The 19186-nt window shown below is 63.4% G+C and carries 20 protein-coding genes and 1 riboswitch; of the genes, 9 read left to right on the top strand and 11 right to left on the bottom strand.

What is annotated here, in order from left to right; all coding sequences use genetic code 11:
* Nucleotides 1-76: 76 nt before the first annotated feature.
* A complete protein-coding gene (locus BUA26_RS16400) occupies nucleotides 77-436 on the bottom strand; it encodes a hypothetical protein (RefSeq protein WP_072761925.1) in 360 nt (119 codons plus the stop codon).
* Nucleotides 437-875: 439 nt separating this feature from the next.
* Here BUA26_RS16400 and BUA26_RS16395 point away from each other — a divergent pair, with 439 nt between their 5' ends.
* Entirely contained in the window at nucleotides 876-2318 is a 1443-nt protein-coding gene (locus BUA26_RS16395) for a catalase (RefSeq protein WP_072761924.1), read from the top strand.
* A gap of 70 nt (nucleotides 2319-2388) precedes the next feature.
* Here the strand turns inward: BUA26_RS16395 and BUA26_RS16390 are convergent, their stop codons facing one another.
* The 4 genes from BUA26_RS16390 to BUA26_RS16375 all read right to left on the bottom strand — a co-directional run bounded on the left by BUA26_RS16390 (nucleotide 2389) and on the right by BUA26_RS16375 (nucleotide 5139).
* Nucleotides 2389-3030: a response regulator gene (locus BUA26_RS16390; protein WP_072761923.1), complete on the bottom strand. Its 642-nt coding sequence runs from the start codon at nucleotides 3028-3030 to the stop codon at nucleotides 2389-2391.
* A 96-nt stretch (nucleotides 3031-3126) separates the two neighbouring features.
* The gene (locus tag BUA26_RS16385) at nucleotides 3127-3525 is read right to left on the bottom strand and encodes an RNA-binding S4 domain-containing protein (RefSeq protein WP_072761922.1); all 399 of its coding nucleotides are present in this window, start codon (nucleotides 3523-3525) and stop codon (nucleotides 3127-3129) included.
* Between the two features lie 58 nt (nucleotides 3526-3583).
* The gene (locus BUA26_RS16380; RefSeq protein WP_072761921.1) at nucleotides 3584-4174 is read right to left on the bottom strand and encodes a response regulator; all 591 of its coding nucleotides are present in this window, start codon (nucleotides 4172-4174) and stop codon (nucleotides 3584-3586) included.
* A gap of 71 nt (nucleotides 4175-4245) precedes the next feature.
* Entirely contained in the window at nucleotides 4246-5139 is an 894-nt protein-coding gene (locus BUA26_RS16375) for an AEC family transporter (RefSeq protein WP_072762001.1), read from the bottom strand.
* A gap of 135 nt (nucleotides 5140-5274) precedes the next feature.
* On the opposite strand from BUA26_RS16375, the gene BUA26_RS16370 reads away from it, so the two are divergent.
* The 6 genes from BUA26_RS16370 (at nucleotide 5275) to BUA26_RS16345 (ending at nucleotide 11867) form a co-directional block, all read left to right on the top strand.
* Nucleotides 5275-6411, top strand: coding sequence for a phosphotransferase enzyme family protein (locus BUA26_RS16370; RefSeq protein WP_072761920.1), 1137 nt, complete (start codon nucleotides 5275-5277; stop codon nucleotides 6409-6411).
* 19 nt (nucleotides 6412-6430) lie between these two features.
* A riboswitch (TPP riboswitch) is annotated at nucleotides 6431-6527 on the top strand.
* 54 nt (nucleotides 6528-6581) lie between these two features.
* Complete coding sequence (locus BUA26_RS16365) at nucleotides 6582-8774, top strand: TonB-dependent siderophore receptor (protein ID WP_072761919.1); 2193 nt, start codon at nucleotides 6582-6584, stop codon at nucleotides 8772-8774.
* The gene (pnuC, locus tag BUA26_RS16360) at nucleotides 8774-9364 is read left to right on the top strand and encodes a nicotinamide riboside transporter PnuC (protein WP_072761918.1); all 591 of its coding nucleotides are present in this window, start codon (nucleotides 8774-8776) and stop codon (nucleotides 9362-9364) included. The genes BUA26_RS16365 and pnuC overlap by 1 nt, the downstream gene beginning before the upstream one ends.
* A 78-nt stretch (nucleotides 9365-9442) precedes the next feature.
* Complete coding sequence (locus tag BUA26_RS16355) at nucleotides 9443-10075, top strand: DUF4124 domain-containing protein (protein WP_255368392.1); 633 nt, start codon at nucleotides 9443-9445, stop codon at nucleotides 10073-10075.
* Nucleotides 10076-10186: 111 nt separating this feature from the next.
* On the top strand, nucleotides 10187-11128 hold the full coding sequence (locus tag BUA26_RS16350) for an alpha/beta hydrolase family protein (protein ID WP_072761917.1): 942 nt from the start codon (nucleotides 10187-10189) through the stop codon (nucleotides 11126-11128).
* A 187-nt stretch (nucleotides 11129-11315) separates the two neighbouring features.
* Nucleotides 11316-11867, top strand: a complete 552-nt coding sequence (locus BUA26_RS16345; RefSeq protein WP_072761916.1) for a hypothetical protein — start codon at nucleotides 11316-11318, stop codon at nucleotides 11865-11867.
* Nucleotides 11868-12103: 236 nt separating this feature from the next.
* Here the strand turns inward: BUA26_RS16345 and BUA26_RS16340 are convergent, their stop codons facing one another.
* Entirely contained in the window at nucleotides 12104-12586 is a 483-nt protein-coding gene (locus BUA26_RS16340; protein ID WP_072761915.1) for a hypothetical protein, read from the bottom strand.
* Between the two features lie 4 nt (nucleotides 12587-12590).
* The gene (locus BUA26_RS16335; RefSeq protein WP_218587853.1) at nucleotides 12591-13229 is read right to left on the bottom strand and encodes a peroxiredoxin-like family protein; all 639 of its coding nucleotides are present in this window, start codon (nucleotides 13227-13229) and stop codon (nucleotides 12591-12593) included.
* A 161-nt stretch (nucleotides 13230-13390) separates the two neighbouring features.
* Between BUA26_RS16335 and BUA26_RS16330 the strand changes: the two genes are divergently transcribed.
* Nucleotides 13391-13984: a TetR/AcrR family transcriptional regulator gene (locus tag BUA26_RS16330; protein WP_072761914.1), complete on the top strand. Its 594-nt coding sequence runs from the start codon at nucleotides 13391-13393 to the stop codon at nucleotides 13982-13984.
* Nucleotides 13985-14004: 20 nt separating this feature from the next.
* On the opposite strand, the gene BUA26_RS16325 is transcribed toward BUA26_RS16330, so the two are convergent.
* Together BUA26_RS16325 and BUA26_RS16320 are read right to left on the bottom strand one after the other, a co-directional pair.
* The gene (locus BUA26_RS16325) at nucleotides 14005-14925 is read right to left on the bottom strand and encodes a hypothetical protein (RefSeq protein ID WP_218587852.1); all 921 of its coding nucleotides are present in this window, start codon (nucleotides 14923-14925) and stop codon (nucleotides 14005-14007) included.
* Nucleotides 14926-15142: 217 nt separating this feature from the next.
* Entirely contained in the window at nucleotides 15143-15385 is a 243-nt protein-coding gene (locus BUA26_RS16320; RefSeq protein WP_072761912.1) for an XAC0095 family protein, read from the bottom strand.
* A 509-nt stretch (nucleotides 15386-15894) separates the two neighbouring features.
* Between BUA26_RS16320 and BUA26_RS16315 the strand changes: the two genes are divergently transcribed.
* Entirely contained in the window at nucleotides 15895-17475 is a 1581-nt protein-coding gene (locus BUA26_RS16315; protein WP_083573053.1) for a GH39 family glycosyl hydrolase, read from the top strand.
* Between the two features lie 261 nt (nucleotides 17476-17736).
* On the opposite strand, the gene BUA26_RS16310 is transcribed toward BUA26_RS16315, so the two are convergent.
* Together BUA26_RS16310 and BUA26_RS16305 are read right to left on the bottom strand one after the other, a co-directional pair.
* Nucleotides 17737-18288: a PaaI family thioesterase gene (locus BUA26_RS16310; protein WP_072761911.1), complete on the bottom strand. Its 552-nt coding sequence runs from the start codon at nucleotides 18286-18288 to the stop codon at nucleotides 17737-17739.
* Nucleotides 18289-18364: 76 nt separating this feature from the next.
* Nucleotides 18365-19171 carry an oxidoreductase gene (locus BUA26_RS16305; RefSeq protein WP_072761910.1) on the bottom strand — a complete coding sequence of 269 codons (807 nt, stop codon included), beginning with the start codon at nucleotides 19169-19171 and terminating at the stop codon, nucleotides 18365-18367.
* Nucleotides 19172-19186 lie beyond the last annotated feature (15 nt).

Genomic DNA, 19186 nt, shown 5'->3' with positions numbered 1-19186 from the left:
CGCGGAGAGGTTTCAGTGAGTTGATCCGATAGGCAGGAAACGTGCCCAACCGACAGATTCGACCGGTATCGTTCGATCAGTTTTTGCGCTGACGATGAATCTGGCGGCTGTCCTTGTTCAGCGACTTGTTGAGGTTGCGCTGTTCGCGCTTGGTGAGGTGGCCGTGGTGCTTGGCCTCATCGGCGCTTTCGCGCGCCGCGATGTTGTTGTCGCGGGTTTCGTCGCGCGTGGCCTGCTTGGCATTGAGCTGGCCGTCCTTCACGCCCGCCTGGATGCGATCCTGCTGGTTCTCCAGGCGATTGTTGACTTCATTGACACGCGGATGACCGGGAACGTCGGTCTGCGGCGCCGCTTGAGCCATCGCGGCACCCGACGCGAACACGGCGGATACCAGCAGGCCGATCAAGCTGAAGCGGCAAGTCGTCTTTGCATTCATGAGTTGAGCCTCGTTGAGTAGTTGGCAAGATGTAGTTGGCATGATCGAGACATATCTCGAAAAACTGCACCGGCGCCCCAAGGAATCACGGCATCCGTGCACCATCACCGACGCATACGCCGGATCTTTCGGGATCGAACATTCGGGTCGAACAGCAAGAACCCCTACCCCCATGTCCCCCGCTTGATCCAGACCGTCATCGTCTGGCTGGCACAATGCGGGGAACGGCATGACTGGAAGTCGCGTTGACAGCCAGTGCCTATGGCCCGGCTTCCGTTCAGCCATCGTTGCCGCGCGTGCCGCCGCTGGTTGATGCCATCGTCGCGTCGGCCGATGAACTCTCGATAGGCACTGACTATAGGGAGCATCTGCACAATCGAATTCTCTCGATACATTCCAGGGCGTAGCCTGCAGAACATCCCCACCAGCAGGATCCACCATGAGCCACGATCGCAAGACCCTGACCACCGACGCCGGCGCGCCGCTGGCCGACAACCAGAACAGCCTCACTGCCGGCCCACGCGGCCCGTTGCTGGTACAGGACCATCAGCTGTTCGAGAAGCACGCGCACTTCAATCGCGAGCGCATTCCCGAGCGCGTCGTGCATGCCAAGGCTTCGGCCGCGTTCGGCACATTGACGATCACCCACGACATTACCCGCTACACCCGCGCCAAGGTGTTCAAGCCGGGTACGCAGACGCCGATGCTGGCGCGCTTCTCCACCGTCGCCGGCGAACGCGGTGCCGCCGATGCCGAGCGCGACGTGCGCGGCTTCGCGCTGAAGTTCTACACCGAGGAAGGCAACTGGGATCTGGTCGGCAACAACACGCCGGTATTCTTCATCCGCGATCCGTACAAGTTTCCCGACTTCATCCATACGCAGAAGCGCGATCCGCGCACCAATATGCGCAGCGCCACCGCGATGTGGGACTACTGGTCGCTGTCACCCGAGTCGCTGCATCAGGTCACCACCTTGATGAGCGACCGCGGCATCCCGGCCAGCCTGCGCCACATGCACGGCTTCGGCAGCCACACTTTCAGCTTCTGGAACGACCAGGGCGAGCGTTATTGGGTGAAGTTCCACTTCAAGACTCAGCAAGGCATCAGGAACATCACCAATGCCGAATCGGCCAAGTTGATTGGCGACGACCGCGAATCGCACCAGCGCGATCTGTACGAGGCGATCGAACGCAAGGATTTCCCGAAGTGGACGTTGTACGTGCAGATCATGCCGGAAGCCGATGCGGAGAAGACTTCATACAACCCGTTCGACCTGACCAAGGTGTGGCCGCACAAGGACTACCCGTTGATCGAGGTTGGCGTGATGGAGTTGAACCGCAATCCGGACAACTATTTCGCCCAGGTCGAGCAATCCAGCTTCTCGCCGGCCAACGTGGTACCCGGCATCGGCTTTTCACCCGACAAGGTGCTGCAGTTCCGCATCTTCTCCTACGCCGATGCGGCGCGTTACCGGCTCGGCGCAAACCACGACCAATTGCCGGTGAACCAGCCGCGCTGCCCGGTGCATAACTATGCACGCGACGGCCAGATGCGCTTCGGCGACAACGGCGGCGGCAGCGTGAACTACGAACCGAACTCGTTCGGCGGACCGGTCGAGGATCCGTCGGTGAAGGAGCCGCCGCTGAAGATTTCGGGCGATGCCGATCGCTATGACCATCGCGTCGGCAACGACGACTACCGCCAGCCCGGCGACCTGTTCCGGCTGATGAGCACGGATCAGAAGCAGCAGTTGTTCGACAATATAGCCGCGGCGATGCAAGGCGTACCGCAGGAGATCGTGCGACGCCAGCTCGGGCACTTCGCCAAGGCCGATCCGGCGTATGCGGCCGGCGTGGCCAAGGCGCTGGGCATCCCGAACTGAGTATTCGATGCGGGCCATGCCGGGGGATGCTCCGGCGTGGTCCGCACGATGAATATTCAATACGTGCCGCTCAATACACGCTGTGCACCATTTGCAGGCCGGGGCGCGGGCGCGGCGACGGGGCGGGTGCGGGTGCTTCGTCCGCATAGGGCATCGCGATATCCGGGATCGCAGCCAGAGCTTCCTCGGAAAATTCGGGCAGCGGCAAACTGACCGGCTCCGACGGCTTGCGCGCAAGCAGCCGTCCCGACTGCACCAATTGCCCGATGCGCTTGCACACCTCGTCGCGACCGAACGGCTTTTTCATGAAATCGTCCGCACCGAAGCGCTGCACGTAGAACTGCTCGGTGGCCTGCTGGTTGCCGCTGATCATCACGATCGGAATGTGCTGGGTCTGCGGATCGTGGCGCAGCGCACGCAGCACGGCGAAACCGTTCATGCCGGGCAGAACGATATCCAGAAAGATCAGCGCGGGCTGTTCGTCGCGCGCCAGCCGGATGGCATTCTCGCCATCGGTCGCCCTGGATACGGTGTAGCCTTCATGGCCCAGCATCTTTCCCAGCACGGCGCAGATGGTGGGCGAATCATCGACTACCAGCATGCGTGCACCCAAGGCGGTCTGCACATGCGGCACCGACGGCTGTTCGCCATCCATGCCGCCAAGCAGGCGCTTGATGAAGCCGATGCCGGCCATCCGTGCTAATCCGTCCATGCCACATCCCCCACGTCGTGGGGATGCACAGGCGCAATCCCCTTGAGTTGGCGTGGATGTTCCCGCAGTTCGGGCGGCCAATCTGCGATGCACTGCTCAGCGCGGGTCCTTCAATCGTCGCAAATCGCGTCGGGCATGCTTATCCGGGCGTTTCAGCGGGCCGCTCGCGCCAACCAGCTGGCGCTGCTGCTGGATCGCTTCCCTGGCCAGGCGACTGGCTGGAGTCTCCCTATACAGCGTTTGCGCGACGCTGGCCGGACCGCGCCGGTCGGACAGGCCCAGCACCTCGACTTCCAGCCGTTCCTCGCCGCGCGATATCCGCAACACATCGCCCACATGCAGCGCCTTCGCCGGCTTGCAGCCCGCACCGTTGACGTCGACCTTGCCGCCATCGATCGCCTGCTTGGCCAGGCTGCGCGTCTTGAAAAAGCGCGCGGCCCACAACCATTGGTCAGCGCGCAGGTCGGTGGCCGGGCTGATTGGCGGTTTGTTCATCACGATGATTATGGTGCGGCCAGCGCCACCGGAGAAATCCGGGCAACCTTTCCGGCGATCAGGAAGGTTCCGCAGACGACGCGGCCAAGTCCAGCGGATCCGGCATCGCGATGTCCGGGATCGCCGCGTGTTCGGCCTCGGTATGCTCCGGCATCGCCGGCGCGACATCCTCCGCGGTGCGCTCGCGCACCACCAGCCGGCCGCTCTGCGTGAGGTGCTGGATGCGTGCGAACACCTCGCCGCGGCCGAACGGCTTCTTCATGAAATCGTCCGCACCAAAGCGCTGCACGTAGAACTGCTCGGTCGCCTGCAAGTTGCCGCTGATCATCACGATGGGGATGTCATGTGTCTGCGGGTCCCGGCGCAATGCCCGCAGCACGGCGAAACCATTCATGCCCGGCATCACGATATCGAGAAAGATCAGGTCCGGCTTTTCCTTGCGCGCCATCTCGATCGCCGTTTCACCGTCCGGCGCCTTCAACACCACGTGGCCATCCTGGCTCAGCATCTTGCCGAGCACGGCGCGGATGGTGGCCGAGTCGTCCACCACCAACACCCAGGCGCCTTTGGGTACGCCGCTGCGTGGCACTGCACGGCGATCGCCGGGTTCGTTCCCGAAGAACCGTCGGATCAGTTCGAAGCCTGCCATGACACGAGCCCCCTTGCCCATGAGAATCCGCCGCTAGTCTCGACGCAGCCGATGCCTGGCGCAAGCTGCGGTCAACCACCGAGCAGCAAGTTACCCAGCGGTATGGTGATCAGCGACAGCACGGTGCCAGCGCCCAGCACCGTGTTCGCCAGCGTCGGATCGAGTTCGTACTCATCGGCCAGAATGGCCGCCGACACCATCGGCGCCATCGCTGCCTGCAGCACGCCGACCGTAAGCACCAATCCACCCACGCCGGTAGCCGTGCCCAGCACCCAGCACAACAGCGGCGCCAGCAGCAGCTTCCAGCCCAGGCCCCAGCCGGCCGCGCCCAGTTGCCCGGGGCCCGGACGGAACTTGAACTGCAGGCCGACCGAGAACAGCGCCAGTGGCGTCAGCGACGCGCCAATCGGTGCGAATACACCGTTCAGCAGCTCTGGCCAGCCGCCGAGCAGACCCACGAGGATGCCCACCACGAGCGCGACGAAAGCGGGAAACGTGGCGATACGCTTGACGATCAGCCGCGCCGGCGGTGTACGTCCGGAATAGATCGAAGCCACGACGATGCCGGCCGAGGCCAACAGCGGAAACGTACCGATCTGGTCCGCCACCACCGCCAGCGCCAGACCCGGCTTGCCGTGCAACGCCTCGATCAACGGGTAGCCCATGTACGCGGTATTGCCCAGGCCGCAGACCAGGATCAAGGCCCCGATGCGTTGTCGCGACCAGCGCAGCCGCGGCCCGAGCAAGCCGAACAGCAGCCAGGCGCCGCCGAACGTGAGCCACATCGCGGCCACCGGAAACCACAGCTGCGGATCGAACTTCACCTTCGGGATGAGTTCCAGCACCAGGGCCGGCAGCGCCACATTGAGCACCCACCAGTTGATGCCTTGCACGATGCCCGCCGGCGGCTTCGCCAACCGCGCCACCACGAGGCCGAGGATCAGGCAGACAAAAAGCAGCAACATCGCACTCATCGGACGGCGGCATACCTCGGAAAGTCACCCCATTAGACGCGATGCTGGCCGCGTTCGAAAGCAGGCGGCGCAACCTTATCGGCGATAATCCGGCGATTGCCGTCAGCGAAGACATACCGTCTGTCCATGAACGATCCCCTCCACCTCGCACACGGACTGGCCGGCGACAACACCTTGCCGGATTGGCCCATGCTGACCGCGGCCGAGGTCGACACGCTTTTGCGCGGCTACCCGCAGCTCGGCACCTCCGTGCGCATCGACTGGCACAGTCCGCGACCGTTGTCGGCCGCCTGCCTGGTCGAGACGAGCCGCGCGACCGTCTTCGTCAAACGCCATCACTGCAGCGTGCGATCCGTCGGCACGCTCGGCGAGGAGCATCGCTTCATCGCACATCTGCGCGGCAACGGCATACCGATACCGGCCGTGCTGAGCGATGCACACGGGCAAACCGCCGTGGCGATCGGCGACTGGACGTACGAGGTGCACGAACACGCCGCCGGCATCGACCTGTATCGCGAAGCGATCTCGTGGTCGCCGTTGCCGAACCGCGAGCACGCACGGAGCGCCGGTCGTATGCTGGCTGCATTGCACGACGCGGCGGAGAGTCACCACGCACCCCAACGCGACACCCACATCCTGGTCGCGCGCAGCGAGTTGATCTGTTCACCCGATCCGGTCGCTATGCTGCGGGCGCAGCTGCCCGCGCGGCCCGGTCTTGCCGATTACCTGCAAGACCGCGACTGGCCGACCGATCTCGCCGAACTGCTCGCTCCCTGGCACGCCGCCGCGCAACCGCGACTGGCACGGCAGCCGCGCTTGTGGACGCACGGCGACTGGCATGTCTCCAACCTGTGCTGGAGCGGCGACAGCGCCAACGCGCGTATCAGCGCCGTACTCGACTTCGGTCTCGCCGCCGCCAACGGCGCCTTGTTCGATCTCGCCACCGCGATCGAACGCAATGCGATCGCCTGGCTGGCGCTGGACACCGGCACCGACGCCGCACATCCCGATATCGCCTGTGCACTGATCGAAGGCTATCGCCAGCAGCGCCCGTTGAACGCTGCAGACATCCAGCTGCTGGCCGACCTGCTGCCGCTGGTGCATGTGGATTTCGCGCTATCCGAGGTCGAGTATTTCCACGCCATCACCCACTCGCGCGCCAATGCCGACGTGGCTTACGACACGTTCCTGCGCGGCCACGCGGCCTGGTTTGGCACGCCGCCCGGACAGGCTTTGCTGCGGGCTATCCGCGACGGCACCTGATATCCGTGGTCTAATAGCGTTCTTGAAGCGGGGGTGCCCGGCGTTTGCCGGGCTGAGAGAGTCCCTTGGAACCTGATCCGGTTTGTACCGGCGTAGGAAGCTTGCAGATTCGGCACGTTCATTCGGACGTCCGAATCGCCGTCGCTTCGTCCGTTCACCAGAAGACGACGATGGCCTCATTCCCGATTTCCTTTGCACGCCCTCCCCTGATCCTTGCGCTGATGTCGGTGATGACGCTCGCCCATGCCGGCGACGACGCCACCAAACCGCAAGCCACGCCACTGGCGCCCGTGCACGTCAAGGCCAACGGCACGCGCGGCTACCATGTCGATAATTCGCAGATGGACACCTTCGGCAGCTTCGGCAACGCGCCGCTGCAGGACACGCCGGCCGCGATCACGGTGATCACCCGCGACCAGATCGACGACCGCCAGCCCCGCACGCTCAGCGAACTGGCGCGCGGCGATGCCGCACTGGGCGACAACTACGCACCGGTCGGCTACTACCAGGACATCGCCATCCGCGGTTATGCGCTGGATCCAGCCACCGGCTTTCGGTTCAACGAGATGACCATGGCCGGCGAGCAGCTGCAGCCGCTGGAAGACAAGGAGCGCGTGGAAATCCTCAAGGGCCTGGGCGGCCTCGAAGCGGGTGTGGTCGCGCCGGGCGGGCTGATCAACTACGTCAGCAAGCGTCCGGCCGATGTGCATACCGCCACGGTCGGCACCGACTCGCACGGCTCGCGCTACCTCGCGATGGATGTGGGCGCCTGGCTGACACCTGCCTTCGGCGTCCGCGTGAATGCTGCCCACGAGGACATGAACTCCTACGTGCGACATGCCGATGGCCGCCGCACGTTCTTCTCGCTGGCCGCGGACTGGAAGATCAGTTCGAACGCCACGCTGCAGCTGGATACCGATTACCAGACCAGCGGCCAGCGTTCGGTCTCCGGCTACCAGCTGCTCGGCGGCACCATGATCCCGGCGCACCCCAGCCGCAGCCGCATGCTCGGCTTCGAGCCGTGGCAGCGGCCGGTGGGTGTCGACGCCAGCAACAGCACGCTGCGCTTTGACTACCGCTTCAGCGACCTGTGGAGCGCCCAACTGTCGGCCGGCCACAGCCATGTCGTGATCAACGACAACGTAGCCTTCGCCTACGGCTGCTTCTACTCGCCGGCCTGCGCCAGCGGCGCCACGCCGGGCTACTTCTTCGCGCCGAACGGCGACTACGACGTCTACGACTACCGCAGCCCCGACGACACCCGCGTCAACGACGAGGTGCGCGCCGTCGTGAAGGGCTCGTTCGACACCGGCACGATCAGCCACGAAGTCAGCCTCGGCGCCAGCGCGTTCCGCCGCACCATCGACCGTCGCCCTTATGTCTACGACTATGTCGGCACCGCCAATATCGACGAAGTCGACCCGCCGTATTTCGCTCCCTCGCCGAATCAGCCCGGACCGTCGGCACGCCGGTTGACCAGCTGGCAGCATTCGGTGTTCGCACTCGATCGCCTACGTCTGGGCTCGCAATGGCAGCTGCTGGCCGGTGGCCGCTTCGTGCGCCTGCACGAACGCGCCTACGACGACAGCGGCGCACCCGAACGCGACACCCGCTTGAGCAAGGCGCTGCCGCAGGCCGCCGTGCTGTGGCAGCCCACCTCGAAGCTGACCGCCTACCTCAGCTACAGCGAAAGCCTGTCGCTGGGCAACGAAGCGCCATATTGGGCATCGAACGGCAGCGCCACCCTGGCGCCGTTGTTGTCGCGCCAGACCGAAGCCGGCGTGAAGTACGCCTGGAGCGATGCGCTAAGCCTGCAGGCCGCCCTGTACCGTATCCGCCAGCCGTATCAGTTCGCGCAGCCGGACAACACCGCCGCGGGTTTCACCTTCGTCCAGCACGGTGACGAGGTGCACAGCGGCCTCGAACTCAACGCCGCCGGACAGGTGACCGACAAACTGCGCCTCACCGCCAGCCTCAACCTGATCCAGGCCCGCGCGCAGAACACCGGCACGCCGAGCTACGAAGGTCATCAGGTCGTCAACGTGCCGCGCCTGCGCACGGCCTTGTACATGGACTACCGCCTGCCCTTCGCTGCCGATCTCAGCCTGCTCGGCGGCTGGCGCTACGCCAGCAGCAACGTGGCCACGCCGAACGGGCTCACGCGCGTGCCGGCCTATCACGTATTCGACGCGGGCCTGCGCTACGTCACCCAGTGGAACCGCCACGCGATCACCTGGAGGTTGAACGTCGACAACGTGTTCAACCATTTCTACTGGCGCGATACCGGCACCTCCGGCGGCGACAGCTACCTGTTCCCGGGTGCGCCGCGACTGGCGCGACTCTCCGTGAGCTTCGACTTCTGATGTCCTGGATCGAACTCATCGGTGCACTGATCAGCGCCTGGGCGGTGTGGCTCACCGCCCGGCGCAAGCCCTGGTGCTGGCCGATCGGCCTGCTGTCGGTGGCGATCTATGCGGGGATCTTCGTCGACGCGAAGCTCTATTCCGATGCCTTGTTGCAAGTCGCTTTCGGCGTGCTGATCGTCTATGGCTGGGTACGCTGGCTGCAGAACCTGGGCGACGACGGCCTGGTGCAGGTCGCGCCACTGCCGGCCACGCAGGCCATGGCACATCTGCTCGTCGGCACCGTCGGTGCGCTTGCGCTGGGCTTCGCCATGCACCGCTGGACCGATGCTTCCCTGCCTTGGCTGGACGCCGCGCTGACGGCCTTCAGCCTGGTCGCCCAGTGGTGGCAGGCGCGCCGGCATATCGCCGCGTGGTGGCTGTGGATTGTGGTCGACCTGATCTATGTCGGCGAATACGTCTACAAGTCGCTGATGATCACGTCGGTGCTGTATGCCGGGTTTATCGTGCTGGCGATGATCGGGTGGCGCAGCTGGCGGCAGGCCGGCCGGCACGTGCACAATGCGCATGCCGGTTTCGAAACCACCTGAGTCCATCCGGGTAGATGCCCCGGTCTCGACATTTTCATTACGCAACGTCGCGCCGGCCGGTGCAGAATGACCGTCAAGATGAAAGCCTCGGTTGCCGGAAAGCGGATTCTGTCTATCGCCATCATGCTGCTGGCCACGGCGACGGCTGCCGGCGCGCAGAGCATCTACAAATGCACCACGCGAGGCGGGCAGCTCGAATACACCGACCGTCCCTGTCGCGATGGCAAAGGCGAGCTGATTCACCAGGCCGACGACGGCGAAATCATCGATCAGTATCTGCGTCTGGGCCAGGAAGCGAAGGCAAAGACCTACGCGGACGCGCACCATCTCGAAGCGCTCTACCAACAGCGCCTCGCCGCCCACCGGCAGCAGTTGGAAGACAACGCCCAGCGCCAGGCCGACGAGGCGATCGCCGCGCAACAGCGCGACGAGGCAGCGCGGCAGCAGGCGCTGACTGACGATGCCGCCAGCCGCGACCGGCTGCGCGCCGAAAACGATGCGCTGCGCCGGCAGAACGACGAGTATCGCGATCAACTGGCCCAACCGGCGTACAACGCCCCGCCCGCCTACTGGGGCGCCGTGCCGCCGTACTGGAACGGCCATCACGACGGCGATCATGACCATGATCACGATGCGCATCACCCACCGCCGTCGAAAGAGCCCGTGTTCCATCCGTGCAAACAGCTCGCCGGCGGCCGCGTGCAATGTTGAAAGCGGCGTAACGAATTCGGCGTCCCGTCCCCATGGCTGATGCGACGTCCGGCCACGCTGATCCTGCACCGTCAGGAAAAGTTATAGTCGTGTGATCCGGCATCCGTGCCCATGGTCTGCGACTACATACTGACGTTGAGGGGAAGCGTGAACAACCACTTGAAAGCCTTGCTCCTGACGGCCTGTTTCTGTGCCTGTCTGATATCCATTCCGTGCTACGCCGCCACGAACGCACCGCCGTCCGCACCGAACGGCAACGATCGCGCCTCGATGGAGGCAATGCAGATCCCCAGCCACGGCGCGCTGATGAATGCCCTGGTCTACGTCGCGGCGGGGGCGGGGCCGCATCCCGCGGTGATCCTGCTGCACGGCTTTCCCGGCTACGAGCGCAACCTCGATCTGGCGCAGGACATGCGCCGTGCAGGCTGGGATGTTCTCTACTTCAACTACCGCGGATCGTGGGGAACGCCGGGGGATTTTTCGTTCTCCCACGGCATCGAAGACACCGCCGCGGCACTGGCGTACCTGCGCAAGCCGGAGATCGCCAAAAAACTGCGCCTGGATCCGGCCCACATCGTGCTGATCGGGCACAGCATGGGCGGCTTCATGACCATCCAGGGCGCCGCGGCCGACCCCGCCGTCAAGGCCTTCGCCACCATCTCGGCCGTCGACCTGGGCGGCGCGATGCGGCAGATGATGACGGCGGACCAGAAACCGGAGGCGCTGCGCAAGATGAGCGCAGCCCTGGCCGGTGGGGGCATGGCGCCATTGGCCGGTTGCACGTCGGACGGGCTGGCACGCGAACTGGCCGATAACGGCGCGAGGTGGGCGTTCAGCTCGAAGGTCGACGCATTGAAAAACCGCACGGCACTGATCATCACGTCGGATGACGGCTTTGCGGAGGCGAACACGTCGCTCGCCGCCGACCTGCGCAAGGCCGGAAACACCGGCGTGACCACGGTGCATCTGCCCACCGACCACGTCTATTCCGACCAGCGCATCGAGCTGTCGCAGGCGGTGCTGCAATGGCTGGCGTCACTGCCAACGAAATAGCGCCTGGCGTCTTGCCGAGCGGGCGCTTCGTTACCGGTCGTCACGCCGTTCTGGCCGTCACGTCATCCCGATTGACTGGCCACGCGTTTAGGAGAACAGTAGTCACGCAGCCGTGTTTTCCAGCTGTGTTTTCGCTGCCAGACGGCTTCTCTGCAGCAGCACTGATCCGTGATTCACGGAGGTTTTCATGAAACGGTTTTCCATGATGATGTTCGCAGGCGTACTGGCCGTCGGCGCAGGTGCCGCGATGGCCGACTCCCAGTCCCTCAACGAATTCAGGCCCGGAGTCATGCCGGTGCTGGTGCATGTGGATGCCAGGGGCAAGGTCACCGATGTCTCGCCGTCCGTCGAACTCTCGCCGAAGGTCAACCGGCTGCTGCGGCAGAATCTGGACGAATTGATCACCAAGCCCGCCACCGACCACGGCCGGCCAGTCAGCAGCCAGTTCGTCATCAATCTCGCCATGCAAGCTTCGCCCCGCGCAGATGGCGATTACCTCGCCCGGTTTGTCTACGTATCGAGTTCGCCGGTTCCGAGCGGCCAGTGGTATTGGGTGCACATCGACGGCCATCGGCTGGCGTTGGCGAACCGCAGCGACTTCGGCCGCCAGCAGCGTTTCCACGTCGACCGGCGCGACTATCCGGGAGACCGGTTCCCCGTGTATGAGCGCACACCCTCCCCGTCGGTTCAAAACACCTCTCACAGCGCACCCAGCTCCGCACCGAAAACGGGACACTGAACGAGGGACGCGGCGGGTAGGCGAAGTGAGCTCCGCCCCCTGAAACCCGGCGATCGGGAATAAAAGAAGCCCGCCTTGACAGGTGGGCTTCTTGCTTTCGATGCCAGGCCCGGATCATTGCGCACCAGCTCTTTCGTCCCTCGGGTGATGCAGGAGAAAAGACTGGTCGTGCGGTGGTGGCAAGATGAAGCAAACAGGGCCGCTATACCGATCTTTGCGGGTCGGACTGCGCCGCCCTACCTGGGCGGATGCATGCCATCCCTGGTAAAGCGATAAAGCCGGTAGGCGGCAAAGGCGCCCACGACAAACTGCAGGATCCCGGTGCCTTCGAAGAACCAGTCGCCGGGAAGCTCATAGGCCGGTGGCGGAAATAACCGAGTCATGACCTGCGGCGAGGCGCCGCCGAAATACAGCGCGTTCTTCAGGAGATGGTTGTAGCCGCCTTCGAACAAACCGATGCCCGCCACCGGCATGATGAAATCGACGAGGCAGAACGTTACCGTTGCAATAGTGCGGGCAAGTCCTGCAGGACGATGCCGTACAACATGCGCCGCGCCCCATAGCGCCAGGGCCGTCAGCCCGGCAACGATGACGACGTGAAGGCGCCAGAGCGTGGCGTATACATAGGCGCCGTAGGCGTGATGCACGCTGGTCAGCAACAGCATAACCACCGCCGCATGGAGCGCGCGCGACAGCAGTTCGTCGCGCGTATCGTGCATGGCCTCACGCATCGGCGTCGGCCTCTTCGGACACCGCCGCGACAGTGCCGGCAGATGTCTGAGGCGCGTGCATATCAGGGATCACGACCCCGGAGCGCTCGATGATCTCGTCGACCGACCAATGGTCATCCGCATGCACGCCGTACTTGCACGCCAGCACGTCGCCACCCGGTGCTATCAGGAAATCCGCCGGCAGTCCCAGCGCCGGCTCGCCCGCTTCGCGCCCGACCCCGAACGCGACGAGGCCCCCAGCGATGGCAGCCCAGGCGCGCGGGTCGAGCACCGAACGCAGCGACGCCTCCACACCGAACTCGCGGTACAGCCGCTGCTGTGGATCGGCCACCACGGCGAACGGCAGCGCGTGATCGTGGCGGCGCATGGTCTCGATCGACGAGTGAAACACCGCCACTTCCAGAATGCCCGCCTTGACCAGTTCGTCGTGGCGCTGCGCAATGGATCGCAAATGAAGCTTGCAAATAGGGCAGCCAGCGAATCGCCGGAACTGCAGGTGCACGATGCACTGCGGATCCGGTATCTGGATACGTTGGCCGTGGACCGACACGAGTTCGCGGTAAGGCAGGCGCGCGCCGACAGGGATACGTCGGCTGGCGACAGATGTGCGTCGTGTAAACACTTTCAACACGGATGGTAGCCTCTGCTATGGAACATAATGTTCGTTATCGAAGATGTGTTCCGTCGCGGGCATGATGTGCGCGAACGGCCAGACGGGGCCAGCACAGGTGGGATGGATGTGTTCCATACCGAACACCACACGGTGCATTGTTCGGAAACCGGAGGCGGGCCATGGCCGCACAAGAAGACCGCAGGATTCAGCGCACACGGCAACTCCTGCGCGAATCGCTGCTGGCGTTGGTCAAGGAAAAGGGATTCGAAACCTTGTCGGTGCAGGAGATCGCCGATCGCGCCAACGTCGGCCGCACCACGTTCTATGCGCACTTCAGCGACAAGGAAGAACTTCTGCTCTACGGCTTCGGCGAACTGCGCGCCGTGCTGCGGCAACGCCAGCGCGAGGCACGTACCCGGCAGGGCGGCCGAAGCGAACGGCTATTCGGTTTCAGTCGCGAGCTGTTCGAGCACGTCAACGACCACCGCGACGTGTTCCAGGCCATGGTCGGCAAGCGCAGCGGCGCAGCCGTGCAACACCACATCCAGAGCCTCGTGATCGAGCTGGTGCGTGAAGAAGTGAAATTCGTCCTGCCGCCATCGCGCGCCAGGGCGACCCAGCGCGAGCCGCTGGTCCGGTTCATAGCCGGCGCGCTCTTCGGCCTGCTCGGCTGGTGGCTGGACGAAAAGCCGCATCTATCGCCGAAAGACATGGACCGCACATTCAATCAACTCGCCATACCGGCGATGAATGCTGCCGCACCGGCACCTTAAGTTCGCCGGCGCAATCCGCGTCAATGAGCCGCAGAGATCCTTTCGTCTCGGAACAGCGGCACCTCCGTACGGAACAACACCTTCACCAGCAGCCAGCACAGCACAGTCGACACCACGAACCAGATCACCGCCACGAGGGCGCTGAAAGCGGTGATCGGCACAAAGTATTTGCCCAGGGATCTGCCGATGCCGACCATCACGATGGTCACGACAGCCATGGTCAGGGCACACACCAGAACCGCCAGCGTACCCGCCAACCACAGGCGAAACGGCCGGCTCAGCGGCATGGTCCGTGGCAGTCCAAGCAAACCCCCAAGGAACACAGGCAATACCAGGCCGATGGAGGCCGCATAGGGAACCAGTGGCAGCGCATCAACTTCCGCGCGATAGAGATCCATCGCCATGGGCGCCACCAACTGCGCAACGACCAGCAGCCAGGACCACGCGAACAGAGTGAACATCAGCAAGGCACGCCCGCGCAACTCGATCGGCTGAGGCGATGCCGGTATCGCCTGCTCGCGCAGAACGGAAAAAGCCAGCCATATCGAAACCATCACCGCGGCCACAGTAATCAGATGACCCAGGATCAGGCCCACGATCGCGACCAGCTGCATGCCCGCATAGTGGCCGTACACCGCGAGCAATCCCCGTGCAGCCATCTGCCACGTGAACATCAACACGAAGCCAAGTACCCCCTTGAACACACCGATACCGACGGCGGCATAGTCAGGCAAACCGGCAAGGTGTCGCCGCTCGATCGTCCACTGCGTATAGCCCAGCGCGCACGCCGCCGATATCACCAGGCCGACCAGGTCGCTGCCGAGCATCACATAAAGGACTCCCAACCGCCTCGCATCGTCCATGCCCGTCGACAGGTGTTGCCAGCGATAAACGGCGAAGGTGGCGAGTGCCAGCCCCATCGCCATCACGGCGAGCATCACGGCATAGGGAAACGACGACGGCTTTTCCTTGGCTGATGGCACTTTCCAAACTCCTTTATGGTCTTGTCGGGTACAGGATGCCCGATCCGGCACATGGCGTGCACCCGCTTTCCATCCGCGCTCCCTGCCTGATTTTGATCGTCATCCCGGAATCGCGAAGCGATATCCGGGACCCAGCGCCTTCGTGCATCGCCGCGTTGCGCGAAAGACACGGTGCCTATTTCGCAGGGTTTTTCTTCGCCGGCCAGAAGCTCTCGTGCAAGGCGCAGGACAGTTCGTCGGCCAAACGATCGAAACACCGGGCCAGCGCCTTGGGCGACAGCTGGAGATCGTCCGCTTCGTCGCTGATGCGTGCCGTGAGATCGGCAAGCAGCCGAATCTCGTCGCGTGTGTTGCACAGTTGTCCATGCGCGGCTTCGGGAAGCTGGTAGTACAACTCGGCAACCTGGTGCTTACCCATGGCTCATCGCTCCTTGTGAGCGTGACAACGCCTAATGGCTCGGTTGACACGCAACGGCTTCTTGATTGCCATCGTTGGAGCCTACCTATTAAAAAAAGACCGGCTTCAAATCTAGCGCGGAGAAATTCGGCCTCCGTAACGACTAACTACATCCGGAAAGGCCGTTTCACCAGGACGCGAGGCGAACTTGGAAAATGCGCCCCTGTTGTGAAATCGCGGCACTCGCTTTCCCTATTAGTTGCTTCAGCCGTCTTGGTTAAGCCGCGCACAATAGGAAAGTCAGCTTTGGCTCGTCGGAGGCAATCGCCACCAAAGATAAGCGCGATGGACCGTGGGCAGGAGCAAGGCCCACTTGCGAGCCCGTGCCCTGTTGTATCCGGGCTATCGACCTTAGGCTTTGCGAAAATTCGTATCGGCTCGACAATTTCTGCTTTCCTGTGCTTGACCGGAAGGGACGAACGACACCGCAGTGGTAGGTTTCCATACGGTTCAACGGCGGGGCATCAGGCATGAAGACGTGGCGCGCATGGCCATTCACCTTGGCGCTAGCCAGTTTGTTGGGCGGCTTTGTGTCCACGACCCGTGCCGAGCAGCCCGTCCGTCACATCGATGTCGATGTGCGCGGCCCGAAGGCGTCGCTCGATCGCTTTTTCAATCTGTCGGTCGGCTCGGACTATCCGGGAACGCTGATCCGCGCCGGCAGCCTGGCGCAGTTGGGCACCCAGCGACAGGAACTGGGTTTCCGCTATGTCCGCCTCCACGCCATCTTCCACGACGTACTCGGAACCTACCGCGAGGTGCAAGGCAGGCCGGTCTACGACTGGACCAAGATCGACTACCTCTACGACCGCCTCCTCGCCATGGATGTGCGGCCATTCGTCGAACTGGGGTTCACCCCCGAAGCGATGAAGACCTCGGACCAGCACGTCTTCTTCTGGAAGGGCAACACCTCGCATCCGCGGATGGGCAGATGGGCCGGGCTGGTCGCTGCCTTCGTGCGCCATCTGGAGCAGCGCTACGGCAAGCGTGAAATCCGCAGCTGGTACTTCGAAGTCTGGAACGAGCCGAATCTGGCCGGTTTCTGGCAGGACGCCGACCAGGCAGCCTATTTCCACCTCTACGACATCACCGCGCGCACCATCAAGCGCATCGATCTGAAACTGCGGGTCGGCGGCCCGGCCACCGCAGGTGCCGCGTGGATCCCGACGTTCATCGCCCATGTCGCTCGGGTGCGGGCCCCGCTTGATTTCATCACCACTCATACCTACGGCGTAGACGGCGGCTTTCTCGACCAGGACGGCAAGGCCGACACCAAGCTCTCGCCTTCGCCCGATGCGATCGTCGGCGACGTGCGCCGGGTGCGCGCGCAGATCCAGGCATCGCCCCGGCCGGGGCTCCCGCTCTACATCACCGAATGGAGCACCAGCTACACCCCACGCGATGCCGTGCACGACTCGTACGTGAGCGCCGCCTACATTCTCGCCAAGCTCAAGGCCAGCGAAGGCGTGGCCCAGGGCATGAGCTACTGGACCTTCAGCGACCTGTTCGAAGAGCCCGGGCCGCCGACCGCACCGTTTCAGGGCGGTTTCGGCCTGATGACCCCCGAAGGCATCCGCAAGCCGGCCTACTTCGCCTATAAATACCTCAACGCGCTGGGCCAGGCCGAACTGAAAACCACGGACACGCAGAGCCTCGTGACGTGGGACGACGGCGTGCTCAAAGCCCTCGTCTGGGATTTCGTTACGCCGCGGCAGGACAAGACCGACCGCGACTTCTACACCAAGGTTCTGCCTGCCCGTTCCGCTCCGCCGGTGAGCCTCGACCTGAAACACCTGCGCCCGGGCACATACCGGGTCGAGATCCACCGCACCGGCTTCGACGCCAACGACGCCTATACGGCTTACCTGCTTATGGGTTCGCCGGTGTCATTGAGCCCCGAGCAACTGCGAAAACTTCAGGACGCGACCCGGGACATTCCTGAGGTGCGTCAGCTGACCATCGGCCCGGCAGGTGCCGCCACCCTGCGCATTCCGATGCGGACCAACGACGTCGTGCTCGTCGTCGTGAAGAAGCCACCACTTCAACGCTAAAGCGGCGGGGAGACACCGGGCCGCCAGGCATAGCGCTCGGACCTTCCGTGAAGGCGCTTATCGAATGGACGGAAATGAGGCGTCGGCTGCGTGGCGAAGTAATCGCGAAATGATCCATTTGCTCGAGCGCGGCCTGCCAACGCGCCCGTGTATATCAGTTCTATGCGCGCTCGGCCCAGACTGCTGCGCCGCTCCACTCTTCCGAGCTTTCGAGGCGCTTTGCCACAAGTGTGAACGTCAGGCCGGGGCCTTGGCTTGCAGTCAGCTAGCGCTACCGGCTGGCACGTCGAAGACAAAACAGGTTGTGGTCGCGTGTGCGTACAGCTTGCCTTGTTCGTCCGCCACACGGGCTTCTGCTGTGGCGATCTGTCGGCCAACGTGAACAACCGTGGCAACCGCGCGTAGCGGGCCTGTCTTGTGAGACGCTGGCCGCACGATGTTCAAGCTGAGTTCGGCCGTGGTGTAGGAGCGGCCGGCCGGCAGCGTGGTTTGCACGGCACAGCCCAATGCCGAGTCGAGGAGTGTGGCAAACCAGCCGCCGTGCACCGAGCCCAGCGGGTTGTAGTGTTGCAGCAGAGGAATTCCTTGAAACACGGCGTGTCCGTCGCCTACTTCCAGCAACGTCATATTCATGGTTTCGTTCATGGGCGGGTATGGCAGATCGCCGGACATCATGGCTTCAAGGATTTCGCGCCCGGTCTTGCCGGCGAGCCGTTCCGTTTGAACGAGACCAGGCTTTCCACCACCGGCAAGGAAGCGTTGCCTGGCCGTTTCTTGTCGAGCAGTCCAATCAATATTCGGTACGGTGGGCATAAGAAGCTCTCAGACTGAAATTAGGCATGGAACGTGACTGGGCTATAAAAGTCACCATGTGCAACTAGGTGCGATGTCAACCCAGACCAAACGTTTTTCTCAGGCCTTTCTCGACCGGTCCGGCAGGCATGAAGCGGCGTAATTTGGCCAGAAGAGAGGCCTCGCCTTTGGGCGTACGGCGCATCTTCCAGGTTCCCAAAGCAGCATCGACAATGGTGTTGGCTACGCCATCGGGTTCGGGCGCCTTTTGGACATTTTTCTGGATGGCCTGGGAAACGACGCCGAACTCTCTGCTGTAGTCGGGGATCTTGGAAGCTGTTTGGGGCGCGTTGAGATCCAGGTTGGTTCTTGTAAAAGAGGGTTCGACCAGCGCCACGCGAATTCCGAATTGGCGTACCTCGTGGTCCAGGGTCTCGGACAGTCCCTCAACGGCATGCTTGGATGCTGAATAGAGGCTCATGTACGGAGCAGGAAGAAAGCCCAGCACCGAGCTGATGTTGACGATCCTTCCTGAGCTTTGCTTGCGCATATGCGGCAGGACCGCCCGGGTTGTGCGCAGGACGCCCAAGACGTTGATATCGAGCAGTGACTGAGCCTCGTCAATCGACGTTTCCTCCGTCGAGCCGATCAGGGTCACGCCCGCACTATTGACCAGCACGTCGATGCGCGTGGCCTGAGCAATGATGGCCTGGATTCCCTTTTGAACCGACGCTTCGTCACGGATATCCATCTCGATCAGTGCAACACCGGGTATTGCTTGTGCTTTTGCCGTGTTGCGCACGGTGCCGAATACCTGGCAGCCCCGCTTGGAAAACTTCTCCGCGGTGGCGCGTCCGATGCCCGATGACACACCGGTAACAACGACAACTTTGGAATTGGACATGGAAGTTCCTATCTT

It is taken from the genome of Rhodanobacter sp. OK091 (assembly GCF_900142825.1).
GTDB lineage: Bacteria > Pseudomonadota > Gammaproteobacteria > Xanthomonadales > Rhodanobacteraceae > Rhodanobacter.
The sequence above is the reverse complement of the archived record's forward strand: the minus strand, read 5'-3'. Positions and strand labels throughout refer to the sequence as shown.